The 14,116-nt window shown below is 62.1% G+C and carries 12 protein-coding genes and 1 tRNA gene; 9 read left to right on the forward strand and 4 right to left on the reverse strand.

The genetic code is table 11. The features are described 5' to 3' along the window. The first annotated feature begins 141 nt into the window (after positions 1-141). The 5 genes from D1Y84_RS01265 (at position 142) to sdhB (ending at position 5,490) form a co-directional block, all read left to right on the forward strand. Positions 142-1,545, forward strand: a complete 1,404-nt coding sequence (locus D1Y84_RS01265) for a glycosyl hydrolase (RefSeq protein ID WP_124846893.1) — start codon at positions 142-144, stop codon at positions 1,543-1,545. A 196-nt stretch (positions 1,546-1,741) separates the two neighbouring features. Then, positions 1,742-2,542, forward strand: coding sequence for a succinate dehydrogenase (locus D1Y84_RS01270; protein WP_124846894.1), 801 nt, complete (start codon positions 1,742-1,744; stop codon positions 2,540-2,542). A gap of 9 nt (positions 2,543-2,551) precedes the next feature. Next, positions 2,552-4,333 carry a succinate dehydrogenase flavoprotein subunit gene (gene sdhA, locus D1Y84_RS01275; RefSeq protein ID WP_124846895.1) on the forward strand — a complete coding sequence of 594 codons (1,782 nt, stop codon included), beginning with the start codon at positions 2,552-2,554 and terminating at the stop codon, positions 4,331-4,333. A gap of 19 nt (positions 4,334-4,352) precedes the next feature. After that, positions 4,353-4,634 (forward strand): hypothetical protein, encoded by a 282-nt coding sequence (locus D1Y84_RS01280; RefSeq protein WP_124846896.1) that lies wholly within the window; start codon positions 4,353-4,355, stop codon positions 4,632-4,634. Between the two features lie 52 nt (positions 4,635-4,686). After that, a complete protein-coding gene (gene sdhB / locus D1Y84_RS01285) occupies positions 4,687-5,490 on the forward strand; it encodes a succinate dehydrogenase iron-sulfur subunit (RefSeq protein WP_124846897.1) in 804 nt (267 codons plus the stop codon). Positions 5,491-5,550: 60 nt separating this feature from the next. On the opposite strand, the gene D1Y84_RS01290 is transcribed toward sdhB, so the two are convergent. Beyond that, positions 5,551-6,186: a TMEM175 family protein gene (locus tag D1Y84_RS01290; RefSeq protein ID WP_124846898.1), complete on the reverse strand. Its 636-nt coding sequence runs from the start codon at positions 6,184-6,186 to the stop codon at positions 5,551-5,553. Between the two features lie 49 nt (positions 6,187-6,235). Here D1Y84_RS01290 and D1Y84_RS01295 point away from each other — a divergent pair, with 49 nt between their 5' ends. Together D1Y84_RS01295 and D1Y84_RS01300 are read left to right on the forward strand one after the other, a co-directional pair. Continuing rightward, positions 6,236-7,015 carry a peptidylprolyl isomerase gene (locus tag D1Y84_RS01295; RefSeq protein WP_124846899.1) on the forward strand — a complete coding sequence of 260 codons (780 nt, stop codon included), beginning with the start codon at positions 6,236-6,238 and terminating at the stop codon, positions 7,013-7,015. Between the two features lie 96 nt (positions 7,016-7,111). Further along, a complete protein-coding gene (locus D1Y84_RS01300) occupies positions 7,112-7,636 on the forward strand; it encodes a peptidylprolyl isomerase (RefSeq protein WP_124846900.1) in 525 nt (174 codons plus the stop codon). Between the two features lie 70 nt (positions 7,637-7,706). Here D1Y84_RS01300 and mdh read toward each other — a convergent pair whose 3' ends face one another. After that, the gene (mdh, locus tag D1Y84_RS01305; RefSeq protein WP_124846901.1) at positions 7,707-8,633 is read right to left on the reverse strand and encodes a malate dehydrogenase; all 927 of its coding nucleotides are present in this window, start codon (positions 8,631-8,633) and stop codon (positions 7,707-7,709) included. A 201-nt stretch (positions 8,634-8,834) separates the two neighbouring features. Here mdh and D1Y84_RS01310 point away from each other — a divergent pair. Then, positions 8,835-8,907, forward strand: a tRNA-Gln gene (locus D1Y84_RS01310). 126 nt (positions 8,908-9,033) lie between these two features. Here D1Y84_RS01310 and D1Y84_RS01315 read toward each other — a convergent pair. Further along, on the reverse strand, positions 9,034-11,043 hold the full coding sequence (locus D1Y84_RS01315; RefSeq protein ID WP_233580939.1) for a glycosyltransferase family 39 protein: 2,010 nt from the start codon (positions 11,041-11,043) through the stop codon (positions 9,034-9,036). Positions 11,044-11,271: 228 nt separating this feature from the next. Here D1Y84_RS01315 and D1Y84_RS01320 point away from each other — a divergent pair, with 228 nt between their 5' ends. Further along, on the forward strand, positions 11,272-11,580 hold the full coding sequence (locus D1Y84_RS01320; RefSeq protein ID WP_124846903.1) for a glyoxalase/bleomycin resistance/extradiol dioxygenase family protein: 309 nt from the start codon (positions 11,272-11,274) through the stop codon (positions 11,578-11,580). Between the two features lie 97 nt (positions 11,581-11,677). Here D1Y84_RS01320 and D1Y84_RS01325 read toward each other — a convergent pair whose 3' ends face one another. Continuing rightward, positions 11,678-14,089 (reverse strand): DUF5703 domain-containing protein, encoded by a 2,412-nt coding sequence (locus D1Y84_RS01325; protein WP_124846904.1) that lies wholly within the window; start codon positions 14,087-14,089, stop codon positions 11,678-11,680. Between the last annotated feature and the right edge of the window lie 27 nt (positions 14,090-14,116).

A 14,116-nucleotide genomic window follows, 5' to 3' on the forward strand; every position in this document is an offset into this window, starting at 1 on the left:
AATGCTTGAAAGCAGCCAGCCGCGGATATGCTGGGGCAGGAAGCTTTGCCGTTTACGGTTTACTCCGCGTGGCGGCTGCCTCCGCGTACGGGAAGCATCGATCGAGCCAAGACCCAGCCAAACCTGAAGGAGACCTGCCCCTTGCATCGTGAAAAGAGCACCCGCTGGTTCACCACCATACTTTCCCGGCGCACATGGGGTGAGAGCGTGGGCCTCGTTCTGCTCGCCAGCCTTTGTCCGGCGATCGCGCACGCAAGCGGCGAACGCCCCATGCAGGCTGTTCCAGTAGCGAGGTTTCTTGACTCACTGGGCGTGAACACCCACGTGCAGCACGGGCAGGACGCGGCCAAGCTGGCGAAGTCAGTGCGCTACCTTGGCGTGCGCAACATTCGGGACGCAGCCGACGGGCGCTACGACATGAGTTCCCTGCTGCTGCTGCACGCGATGAGTGGGGCGTTGATTGATCTCAGCCCGGGAAGCGGCGTCAAGGACAAGGATTTCGGCGCGATCATTGAAGCCTGGAAGCAGCTGGCGGCTGCGCACGCGCTGCGATCGATGGAAGGGCCCAACGAGCCGAATAATTTTGGCGGGGTCGTCTACAAGGGCGTGAAGGGCGGCAGCAACGCCACCTGGCAGCCGGTGGCGAATTTTCAACGCGACCTGTACCGCACGGTCAAGGCAGATGCCACGCTCAGGGAGTATCCGCTGCTCAACCTCAGCGAAAGCGGGGCGGAAACCAACAACGTGGGATTGCAATTTCTCCTGGTTCCAAAAGGCTCCGGTACGCTGACCCCGGACGGCACAGTTTTTGCCGACCTGGCGAACTGTCACAACTATGTGGCGTATGCCGGCCACAAGGCGCTTGAAGACAACATGGCCTGGAAAGCAGCCGATCCTGTGCTGGCCGACGCTCCGTGGGACGGTCTGGTGAACAACTACAACACCACATGGGGCAAGCACTTCCACGGCTATTCGCTTCCGGAGCTTCGCACGCTGCCAAGGGTAACGACTGAGACCGGCTGGAAAACAGGACCTGGCGATCTGACCGAGGAGCAGCAGGCCAAGCTCTACCTCGACATCTATCTCAGCCAGTTCAAGCAGGGGTGGAAGTATACGTACATCTACGAGCTTGCCGACGACTCCGACGGCGCGTGGGGCTTTTTCAAGGCCGACCTCACCACGCCCCGGAAGGCAGCCGTGTACCTGCACAACCTGACTTCGATCCTCGCAGACCCGCCCGCGGATGCAGGTGCAGCAGCGCGCAATGACAGCCTGCCATATGCCCTCGCCAACCAGCCTGCGACCGTGCATGACCTGCTGCTCGAAAAGAGCGATGGCACCTTCGAACTGGTGCTATGGAACGAGCAGGTACATGGCACGAGCCCGGTGCAGCTTCACCTTGCCCCGGGCATCAGCAAGGTAAAGCTTTACGACACGACGCAGGCGCCCACCCGGGCACGTACGCTGGGTACAGCCTCGCCGTCCAACCCTTCCCTGCGCCTGACCCTGACGGATCACCCGGTGGTCCTCGAGTTCACCCGCTGATCGGATTCGGATCGAACGTGGCCACTCCGTTCGATCCGAAACGTGGCTGGTTTGCGGGCTGCTCCATTTGGACACGTAAAGCATCGTCATTGACGAGACGCCGCTGCCGCACGAATAATCGTAAGTTGTTCTCGCGCCGGGCTGTCCGACCATACCCTGCGGCGAGCTTCCCGGCCTGAAGGAGTCCACTCCACGCATGGCAACAACCGTTTCGACCCCGGTGTCTGCGCCGCCCACGGGCGCGCGCAAAGGCACGCGACACAAGGGTGTGCAGCCGCTTCGCGCCGGACAGGGGCACTCTTTCCTGCTGCGCCGCCTGCACTCGCTCACAGGCATCGTGCCGATCGGCGCCTTCCTGATCGAGCACATCGTCTCCAACTTTGAAGCGCTCAAAGGGCCCGCGGCGTACGCGGCACAGGTCAAGTTCCTCAATGCCCTGCCGTTTGTGCGCGTGCTCGAGTGGGCGTTCATCTTTCTGCCGCTGATCTACCACGCCGGCTACGGCATGTACATCTGGCTGCGTGGCAAGTCCAATGTCATCTACTATCCCTGGGCCGGCAACTGGCTGTACACCGCGCAGCGCTGGACGGGCGGCATCGCGCTGGCCTACATCATTCAGCATGTATGGCGGCAGCGATTCTCAGGCGTCAATCTGCCCGATCACCCAGGCGCAGCATTTCACAAGGTGCAGATGGAACTGCTGCATCCGTGGATGTTCGCTATTTACGCGATCGCCATGATCGCCACCTGTTATCACTTCGCGTACGGCGTCTGGCTGTTCTGCGCCAAGTGGGGCATCACCTCGGGTGAGCGCGCCCGGCGCGGCTTTGGCTGGGTATGCGGCGTGGCAGGTCTCCTGCTGTGCACGATTGGCCTCGCCAGCATGTGGGCGTTTGTGAGCCCCAAGTACCGCAATGCCCCGGCCGATTTAACTCCTGCGCAAATCACTGAAGGCACACAGGCCCCTGCTCCTATCGGACAGGCGCACACTAGATAAGAGGGCTTAATGGCTGCAGTTCCCAGGATTATCGTGGTTGGTGGCGGCCTGGCCGGGCTTTCTTCCGTGATCAAGATTGCCGAGGCGGGTGGCAAGGTTGACCTGTTCTCGATCGTACCGGTGAAGCGTTCGCATTCCGTCTGCGCCCAGGGTGGCATCAATGCCGCCAAGAACCTCAAAGGCGAAGGTGACACCACCGCGGCGCACTTCGATGACACGATCTACGGTGGCGACTTCCTCGCGAACCAGACGCCGGTCAAGAACATGTGCGATGCGGCCCCGGCGATCATCGACCTTCTGGACCGCATGGGTGTTCCCTTTAACCGGACGCCGGAAGGCCTGCTGGATTTTCGCCGCTTCGGCGGAACCCTGTACCACCGGACCGCTTTCGCCGGCGCAACTACCGGCCAGCAGTTGCTGTATGCGCTCGATGAGCAGGTGCGACGCTACGAATCCGAAGGCAAGGTCACCAAGTACGAAGGGTGGGAGTTCCTCTCTTCCGTTCTCGACGGGCAGGGTGTGTGCCGCGGCATCTGCGCGATGAACCTGCGCGACATGAGCGTGCGCACCTTCGACGCGGACGCGATCATCCTGGCCACCGGCGGTAATGGCGCGATCTTCGGCAAGAGCACCAACTCCGTGGTCTGCACGGGCTCCGCGCAGTCCGCGATCTACCAGCAGGGCGCTTACTACGCTAATGGCGAGTTCATCCAGGTGCACCCGACCTGCATCCCGGGCGAAGACAAGCTGCGGCTGATGTCGGAGTCGGCACGCGGCGAGGGCGGCCGCGTGTGGGTGCCGCGAAAGCTCAACGACCCACGCGATCCCGTCTCGATTCCCGAGGCCGACCGCTGGTACTTCCTGGAAGAGTGGTACCCCAAGTACGGCAACCTTGTGCCTCGAGATGTGGCAACTCGAGCCATTCACAAGGTGGTGTACGAGCATGAGCTGGGCATCGACGGCCAGCCCATGGTTTACCTGGACCTGACGCATATCGACGCCGCCACGCTGAACCGCAAGCTCGAGGGCATTCTCGAGATCTACGAGAAGTTCGTCGGCGACGATCCACGCAAGGTCCCGATGAAGATCTTCCCGGGCATGCACTACACCATGGGCGGTCTATGGGTGGACTTCAACCAGATGACCAACATCCCGGGCATCTTTGCCGCGGGTGAGGCAGAGTACAACTACCATGGCGCGAACCGCCTCGGGGCAAACTCGCTGCTGTCCTGTATTTACGGCGGCTTCCAGGCCGGGCCAAACGCCCTGCGCTATGCGAAGAGCCTGCCGGCGGCGGCGTCCAACGGGCATGGCGAGAGCGAGCGCAAACGGCAGGAAGAGATCAATGCCGGGCTGCTTTCCTCCTCCGGCACCGAAAACCCTTTCCGCCTGTGGCGCGAACTGGGCGAGACGATGACCAAGAACGTCACGGTGATCCGCTACAACAAGGCGCTCGCCGAAACGGACGAGAAGATCGTGGAGTTGCTGGAGCGCTTTCGCAACATCAACCTGAGCGACAAGAGCGCCTGGGCCAATACGAGTTTTGCGTTCACCCGGCAGCTATATAACATGCTGCAGCTGGGCCGCGTGGTCACGCAGGGCGCAAAGCTGCGTGATGAATCGCGGGGCGCGCACTACAAGCCGGACTTTCCGGATCGGGACGACGAGCGCTTCCTCAAAACCACCAAGGCCACCTTTGCCCCCGATGCAGACGAGCCGGTGTTCAGCTGGGAAGCCGTGGATACGCAGTACATTACGCCGAGGCCGCGTCGCTACGACGCGGTGAAGTAGACAGGACAAGGAGCCGGGTATGCCGTTGTTTTTCCTTAAAGCCACCCCGAAGAACGATCAGCAGGAGCCGTCTCAGGAGCAGCAGCAGTACTGGCACGGGCTGCTTGCCTCGCACACTGCGCTCACGTACGGCAGGGTCAAGGATCCGAAAGGTGCGTACTGGGTCGCTACGGTTGAGGTTGAAAACGAAGCGGCGGTGGAAGAGTTGATGAAGAAAGACCCAGCCAAGTCCTGGTGCACCATTGAGCACTACCCGCTGGAATCCGTCCACAAGGCGCAACCCGAAACGAGCACAACCTAGTTGCAGACAGAAGCAGGCTCCGTCGCGGTGCCGAACTGAAACGAGGACAACGATGCAGGCAGCGGAAACACTTACCGGCGCGGCCATCCCGCTGAGCAAGCCCACGGGCAAGACGTACCGGATCGAGATCAAGCGCCAGGCGAGCCCCGATGCCGAACCGCATTGGGACAAGTTCGACCTGCCACAGCGTACGGGCATGAACGTCATCTCGGCAATGATGGAGATCGCCGGGAATCCAGTTACGACGGATGGACGCGCCACGACACCAATCGCTTATGACGCCAACTGTCTCGAGGAGGTCTGCGGGTCCTGTGCCATGCGCATCAACGGCAAAGCGCGCATGGCTTGCTCCGCGCTGATCGACAAGGTGCAGGAGAATGGCGTGGTCCGCGTAGAGCCGCTCTCCAAGATGCCGGTGATTCGCGATCTGTCCGTGGATCGCTCCGTGCTATTCGAGAATCTGAAGCGCGTGCAGGCCTGGGTGCCGCTCGACGGGTCGTACGATCTTGGCTCCGGACCGCGCATCACGCCGCAACAGCAGGAAGAAGCCTATCCGCTGTCCCGCTGTATCTCCTGCACGATCTGCATGGAGGTATGCCCGCAGTTCAACGAGGAAACCAACTTCGTGGGCGCGGCCACCATCGCGCAGGCCAAGCTGTTCAACGAGCACCCCACCGGCAAGGTGCTCAAGACCGAACGACTCCACGCACTGATGGGCGACGGTGGCATTCATGAGTGCGGCTTCTCGGGCAACTGCGTCACGGCCTGCCCCAAGATGCTGCCGCTCACGCGCGCCATCTCGGAGGTGAGCCGCGACGTGATGATCCAGGCGGCAAAGGACATCTTCACGCGCTAGTGGCTGAAGACCAAGTCGCCTCATACGCGAACCGCCTGTAAACGGAAGCAAGCCCGCGAACTACGCGGGCTTGTTCTGTTTGCCTGGCCAGCGTGGCGCCACGGCATAGTTCAACTGCACCAGAAAGATGCAGCCCAGGCTGAGGCGGGTGTCGAAGACGCATAAGGCGGTACTCACCGCGTACAAGCACTGGGCGATTAGTACCCGGCGGCAGATGGCATGGTTGATCGCGGTCGGCGTGTCTTCGCGAATGAGCCCGGCATGGTTCGCGTAGCGCCAGCTCGCGTACAGAAGCGCCCCAAGCAGCAGGAAGTTCAGCCAGTAGGCGACCAGCGCAGTGCGGAAAAGGTAGAACTCGGCCAGCAGCCCTGTCGAGAGCGGCAGGAGCGCAATGCCGAACAGGAACGCAAGGTGCAGCCAGGTCAGGTCGCGCGAGCTCTGCTTCAGGTAGTTGAGCTGGGTTTGTTGCCCGTTCCAGAAGATGCTGAGCGCCAGGAAGCTGAGCATCGCGGCCAGCAAACGGGGGGCCACGGCCGCAAGCGCCACCAGCAGATCGTGCTCGGAACGCACGTGTTCCACTTCGGGGAGCTTGATGTCGATCAGCAGAAACGTCATGGCGAAGGCAAAGACGCCGTCGCTCAAGGCGCCAAGACGTTCAAGGCTCTGGTTCGCGATCGTGTTGTAAAGCGTTGCCATCTCTGTCCTTTCATGCGAGCGAGCCACAGGGAATACACTAGAAGACGGCATGATTGTCGCATTCCGCAGCTTCCTGTTCGCCCCGTTCCTGTTTGCCGCTGGCGCGCTTGCCCAGCAGTCGACGCCGACCACCCCCACACCTTCGGCCCCTCCCCCACAGGCGACGACGCCGGCTCTGCCCGCGGCGCCAACTCCGGCCGACCAGCTCCCCGACTCGCCAGGTATCGCAATTCATCCGGCTCCCGAGCCATCCGGCCCGACCGTGGTCTTCGACAGCTCCATGGGCCGCATGGTGTGCCGCCTCTACAGCAAGGAGGCACCCAGCACCGTCGCCAACTTCATCGGGCTGGCGCAGGGTACAAAAGACTGGGCTGACCCGGCCACCCACCAGAAAGTGCACGGCAAGCCGCTTTACGACGGCACCACGTTCCACCGGGTCATCCCCGGCTTCATGATCCAGGGCGGCGACCCGCTCGGCGACGGAACGGGCGATCCTGGCTTCCTGTTCGCCGACGAGATCAGCCCGGACCTGTCCTTTGATCGTCCCGGGCGACTGGCCATGGCGAACTCCGGCCCGGACACCAACGGGTCACAGTTTTTCATCACCGAGGCTGCCTACCCGACGCTGGATGGCCATTACAGCCTCTTCGGCCAGTGTGATCCGTCTGCCGTGTCCGTGGTCACCGCCATTACGCACGTGGAGCGCGACGCCCAGGACAAGCCACTCACGCCAGTGGTCCTGAACAAGGTCACGATTGTGCCGGCTGGCCAGCCTTTACCGGCTGCGCCGGCCGCCTCCGCCGCAGCCGGCGCATCTACACCCCAGTAGCGCAACCGGCTCAACCTTGGCCTTACGCACAGGCGCTGGCTCCACAAGCCGCGCCGTAAGCCAAACGCAAGACAGAAGACAAGGAGAACCAAACGCATGGCCCGTACACCTGGCACCTACGCCATCTTCAACACCACGCAGGGCGAGATTGTTTGCCAATTGTTTGAAGAGCAAGCCCCCAAGACAGTGAAAAACTTTATCGACCTCGCGGAAGGCACGCGTGAGTGGACACATCGCGGCGAAAAGAAGACCGGCACCAAGCTTTACGATGGCACCGTCTTCCACCGCGTCATTCCTGACTTCATGGTGCAGGGCGGCGACCCGGATGGCACCGGCATGGGCGGCCCCGGCTACAAGTTCGAGGACGAGACCAAGGGTTCCCCCCACAAGTTCGACAAGCCGGGCAAGCTCGCGATGGCGAACGCCGGCCCCAACACGAATGGCTCGCAGTTCTTCATCACGGTTGCGCCCACCCTGTGGCTCACCGGCAACCACACCATCTTCGGTGAGGTGGTGGAAGGCCAGTCCATCGTGGACGCCATCACCAAGGTGCCCCGCGGCGCGCAGGACAAGCCCAAGACCCCCGTGGTGCTTGAGTCGGTAACGATCGAACGCGTTTAAGTTTTTGCAGTAGTTGCTCGACCAGCAGGGCCCGGCAAGAAGCCGGGCCCTGTTACTTTGGCCGCCGGAGTTAAATGCCCAGCACCGCGCACAACTCCCGGACTGAATTCGCACTGCGCTGCAGGGCCGTGTGCTCCTCGGGCGTGAGCTTGATCTCGATGATCTTCTCGAGACCCCTGGCTCCCAGTTTGCACGGCACCCCCACGAACAGGTCGCGAATCCCGTACTCGCCCTGCAGGTACACGGCGCAGGGGAGGATCTTTTTACGATCCTTCAGGATTGCCTCCACCATCTCGATCGCGGCGGCACCCGGGGCATAGAACGCCGATCCTGTCTTAAGGTGCGCCACAATCTCGGCACCGCCATTGCGCGTGCGCTGTACCAGCCGTTCCACGGCCTCGGCACTCAGCAGCTCTGTGATGGGGATGCCGCCCACGGTGGAGTAGCGCGGCAGCGGCACCATCGTGTCTCCGTGGCCACCCAGCACAAACGCGGAAACATTCTCCACCGAAACGTCACACTCTTCCGCAATGAACGAGCGAAAACGGGCGGAGTCCAGCACTCCCGCCATGCCGATCACCCGCTCGCGCGGGAAACCTGAGTGGCGAAACGCAGCCTGTGCCATGGCATCAAGCGGGTTCGAGACAACGACCAGGATGGCGTCCGGCGAGGTGGCGACGACGTTTGCGATCACGTCCGCCATGATCCTGCCGTTGGTGTTGAGCAGGTCATCTCGGCTCATGCCGGGCTTGCGGGCGATGCCTGCCGTGATCACCACCACGTCCGAGTTGGCCGAGTCCGCGTAGTCGTTGGTGCCGAAGATGGCGCAGTCATGCTTCTCGATCGGCATGGCCTGCAGGATGTCCAGAGCCTTGCCCTGTGGCACCCCTTCGATTACGTCGAGTAGCACGACGTCTGCGAGTTCCTTGCTTGCCAGCCAGAGCGCCGCAGTGGCACCCACGTTGCCCGCACCCACAATCGTGACCTTGTTCCGCATTCCGCCTCCTGCTCCGGGCGCACCCGGCATATGCAGCGACCCAGCCTATCACCGGGCGCCAGCATGGCGAAACTTCACGAGTAGCCCCTGCCCGGGCATGCAGGCGGCGGGCCGCAGCCACGCCAAAGTTGACCGATTGGCCCGAAGCCCCTTAAGATCAAAAAGTCGCGTGAACAGCAACAACGCCGCGACGGCAAGTACTGCCCCCTCGTTCAATGGTAGGACAGCTGACTCTGACTCAGCATATCGGGGTTCGAATCCCTGGGGGCAACCAACATCTGTGCGCGCCGGGGTGCACCGTGTGGCGCTTCCGCAATGCGGGCATGTCCAGGGTCCTGGGCCTCGCTCTTCATCTCCGGGCATACCAATCCCCTTTCATCCACGTGCAAACAGCACCTGCTCACTTCGCCGGCAATCCAGCAAGACCACGCTCGATCTGCGGTGCAAGCTCCTCCTGCTGTAGATCCGGCCTCTGCGCCCGCAGGTTCCCCCGCGCCATCCGGTAGTGCTCCCCCGCCACAGCCCACTGCTGTTGCTGCGCCAACACCTCTGCCAACTGTAACTGCGTACGCGCAGATGCAGGGGCCAGCGCAGCCGCCTCCTGCGCCCGTTGCAAAGCCTCTGGCAGCTGGCCCTGCTGCGCCAGCAATCCCGACTGCCGCACGTCCACCCATGCCGCCGCAAGCGGCACCGCAAACGTGCCCCGATACACATACACGCCGTCCTGCAGGATCGCGTCCGGCTTCAGCCCGCGAAAGTCCTCGTATGGGTTCAGCACTCCATCTCCCGACTCCACGCCATCCAGCACGCTCTCGCTGATCAGCACCGTGCCGTGGATCGTCGCCGGCACCTGCATCGGCAAACCGAACCACCACAGGCCGCTCGGCGTTGGCAACCGGTGGCAGGAGATGCCGTAGTCCTGCGGCTGCACCGCTCCATCCGGAAAGTATGCGAACCAGCACTCGGGATCGTGGTGCCGGTCCAGGTACTCACGAACTGTCTTCAACTGCTGGCCCCAGTCCACGTTGGCATCGCTCAGGTACCGCCGCACCGCCAGCGGACCACCCCACGCCTCGTTGCCGTAAGCCATGTAGTTGGGCGCGACCCGCTCCGTCGTCACCACCTGCCATACCAGCAGTGCGATCGCCAACACCGCCCAACCGCGACCCATCCCAAGCAGTCGCGCCGCCACCGCGCCCGCCACGACATACAGAAACGGATAGATGGGCATCAGGTGCCGCGCGCCGATGTCGAAGTGCGACGTCACTACCACTGCGCTGTACACCGCCACCGGCACCAGCAGAAACAGCAACCGCCGCCCGTCGCGATGCCTTCGGCTACTGCGACAACCCCGCAGCCACACCACCGGTGACAGCACCAGCAGCAGCAAGAGCGGCAACGTCGACTTGATCAGAAACGCCGCCGGAAAGTACTGCCACGGCCCATGCCGGTACACCCGCCCCCAAAAATAGGAGGAGTACTCCCACTCCGTGTGCTTCGTGTTCGCCAGCCCCCACACGTATGCTTCCGGCAACAGGTGCAGCCGGGCCACCCACGCCAGCTTCACGCCATCAGCCGGGTTCGGCATCGAGGCCAGATACGGCCCCAGTGCCGGCGCAAGCGCCAGCCCATGCGGAGCAGGCGCATACCGGAAGCCGTAAAACGCCCACAGCACCACCCACGCACACCCAAGAGCCGCCAGTGCCGAGCCCACCAGCCGCGCCGCCACGTTCGCGCTGCGCTGCCGTATCCCTTCCGCCACCGCGAGCAGCAACAGCATCGGCGCCACCAGGATGCCCGTGAACTTCACGACCAGCGCCAGACCCGCCAACACCCCTGTCGCTGCCAGCAGCTTCACCGTGGGCCGTTCCGCGTAGCGGTAGAACGCAAACACTGCGGCCGCAAGAAACAGAGCACTCCCCATGTCCGTGGAGACCAGCGTCCCATGCGCCAGCACGTTGGGGTCCGAGACAAACAGCACCAGCGCGCACATCCCCGCGAGTGCCCCGAAGTATCGCCGCCCCGCTGCGTACACCACCAGTGCCGTTGCGAGCGAAAAAAGCATGCACATCATTCGCGCCGGAAACAGTAACCGGTCTCCACCATTGCCGAACACAAACGCGCGTCCTGCCAGGAACGCGTTTTCCTGTTGCGAGGTCCCCGTTGGTGCCGGCAGCTGCAGGTGCATACCGAGCAGTGGCAGCGCCGCCGCGATCTTGAGCAGTGGCGGCACCTCTGCATTCGCCCGGTAATCATGCTCTGTCAGGATCAGGTAGCCGTCGTACAGGTGGTGCGCCTCATCCCAGTTCGCCGAGTACAGCCGAGCCACCCGCACCATTTGCAACGCAAACACACACAGCACGATCGCGACCGCCGCTACCGCGATTCCCTTGCCCGGCACCTTCAGCATCCCTGTTCCTGCGCGCATGCCCACCAGCTTACCGCGCGGCCGTCCCATAGCCGGACGTATCTGCCACGGGCTACAATCCCCGGCGGCGCCTTTCCCTATTCCCGGAGGCTGCGGATGCTCAGCATCTCTCCCTTTCTGCTGTTCGACGGCAACTGTGCCGAAGCCATGCACTTCTACCAGTCCTGCTTCTGAGGCACGCTCCAACTCACGCGCCTCGCGGACACCCCCATGCACACGCACCACCCACCGGAGCAGCACCACAAGATCACCTATGCCCTGCTCCGGAGCGGGACGGTCGAGTTCTCGGCCACCGACTGGCTGCACCCCGGCCGCCGCCCGATCCAGGGCAACACTGCCGCGCTTTATGTCACTGGCACCGGCCTCGATGAACTCCGACCCGTCTTCCAGAAACTCCGCGAAGGCGCCGATCCTGCCAATCTCACCGAACTATGCCCCATGCCTTTCGGCATCTATGGCCGCATGATCGATCGCTTCGGCGTCGAATGGTTCTTCCGCGGCGCAGCCCTCTCGGACTGAGCCACGGCGCCTGAGCTAACATCCAGTCGGTTGCGCGAGGAGGTAAGCGCGTCCAGCTTACGAGCTGGACACATTGCAGGAGCCGTACCTGCACTTGTCAATGCGCAGCAGCAGGCTCAGTATCCTGACGATCCATGCCGATGATTCTCGAACCAAAATGCTTTGGCATGCTGGCCTTGATGGCAGGGATGGCTGCTAGTTGACTGTTCATGTTCGGGGCGTCTGCAGGCGCAAGCATCGCAGTGGTGCCCTTGTGCAGTGGCAGGGTCAGGATCGTGCCTGAGAGTTGTTCAGACGGGGCGACACCTGCTGTGCTCACCATGATCTTCTTACCGCTCCAGGGATTGCGCAGCCTCAACTCGCCATCCTGAGCAGCCTCAACGCCCAGAGTGATCACCTTGCCCTGCCTCACCTGCAGATGCACCTTGTTGCCATGCTGCACGACCACGGTCCCATCTGCGTCCCAATCGGCAGGCATCGCCGGGGCGACCCGCACTACTCCGTCGAACTCCTGTACCAGCGCGCATTGCAGAGCGTCCGCGACTACCCCGATTTGCTCCACGTAGAACTCTGGAGCGTCCGTGAGTTGAGCGAAGCCGTTCGGGTAGTACTGGTAACGCTCTGTAATTTTCATCATGGTGTCTCTTAAATCCTGAGCCAGTCCCAGATGCGCAGCCTGCACTGGGTCGGCGCTCCAGTCAGCAGCAGCCATATTGGGCCGGTGCTGGAAGGTGCGCACTCCAAGGTCGTGCAGAGGACCGTCGTCACCAATCAAACCATACGGCCATACGGGTTCCAGACCAATGTTCTCTTCGTTGTGACGGATGGGATCATCCGTATAGGCATTCGCAATGATCACGGTGGGATCGCTGCCATCGAAGTTGTTGAGCACCTTTGTTGCGTCGATGTGGCGAAGAGGAAGTGCGGGCACTCTTTGAGTCTCCTCGTTCAGCATGCGCACAACATCATCCTCCGCCTGGATACCAAGCACCGTTGCGGCCTGAATCACAACTGGAAACAGGGCCTGCATCGCAGAGATATCGGTGGTCGGGCTGCGGACATCCCAGTTGGACTCGTGAGCATTGGAGGGGTAGGTGAAGAGCTTGCCGCCGCCATCATGGCGCGCATAGGACAAGAGGAAGCGAGCCGACTCACGCATGAACGGGTAGCTCGCCTCCAGGAAACTCTTGTCATCCGTGTAGAGGTATTGCTGCCACATCCACAGGGACACCTCTGCGCCGGTCGAGATGGTCCGGGCGTTGTAATAGGGCCGGCCATCTTCGCTGCAGTTGATTCCGGGAGCCTTTAACCACTTTTCGTTTTCAAAACCTGCCCCGTTGAAACGCATCGTCTCCGGAACGCACAAGCCTTTGCGTCCGCCCATATGCTCCCGTGTCCACCTGGCAACGGCGTCCATATTGTCGTTGTACAGATTGAAATACGGAGCGTTCAAGCCTGCAAGCCCCGCTCCGAAATTCGCAGACACCTGCATGCGAAGATTCCAGTGCCAGTAGGCTGAAGGGCCCCAGTGGTGTTCGTCCCGAAAAGAAGAGAACAGATCGCCGATGCCTGCCTGACTGCCCGGATAGCGATCTCGGTTTTCGGCTGCCGTCGCAAACAGATCGATGGCGCGAAGATTTTCAAAGTACTCCGCTACGTGGTCACCGGATGCGAATGCGATCACAGCTGAGTCACTCCAGAACTTATGCCACCAGTCGCGATGGTCGGCGGACGTAAGCGCCATTGCAGGATCCAGAAGGGCAGATGCACCGCCAAGCGCGTCGCCACCGTGCCACTCCGGGGACGCGACGAAGACACGAAACGTGCCGTCCGGTTTTGGATGAAACGCCACCTTCACAGAAAGATTGCCATCCACGGAAGCGCGCGCCTCGCGAGCGTCTACCTGCACCCCACTCAGCGATCCGAATGTCAGGCCGCTCGCTCCCATCTCCTCCGTGTCACGCCACGTCTCGGAGAGCACTCCGACCGAGTTGCTCGCTTCCGCAACTGCCTTTCTGCCGGGCCATAGGCCTAATCTGACCTGCTGTTCCTGGCGTGGATCGGCGCCTGATACCTCCACGACCATCACGTCATACTTCTCATCCACGTACGTGACAGCGGTCATACCGCCACCCTTTTCCACGAACTCACCGTCGTATAGGTCCAGCCGCGCGCTGAAGTCCTTCGCCGCTGTCATGTTTTTGAGACCTGGAACAATGAGTTGGCCGGGCGACAGGCGAAACGGCCACGTGTCTTCGCGGTTTAGCTGTGCGGTGTAACCGTTTTCCGACCAGACTCCCAGACCCAGCCGCCCGTTACCCAGCGGCATCGCCTCTGTCTTCTGGACATTAGGACGGAGGAGAACAATATCCGAACGCGAAAGGACACCCTCTGTGTCCAGGTGAAAGTGGCCATCCTTCCATGGTGATGTCGCCAACTGTGCATGCACTGCCACGCCACAGAACAGCACATTCGTTAGAACAAGAAGCGCCCGTATGCTCCTGGTCATCAATGGTCACCACCCTCCCTGTCATTA

It is taken from the genome of Acidipila sp. EB88, assembly GCF_003858395.1.
GTDB lineage: Bacteria > Acidobacteriota > Terriglobia > Terriglobales > Acidobacteriaceae > EB88.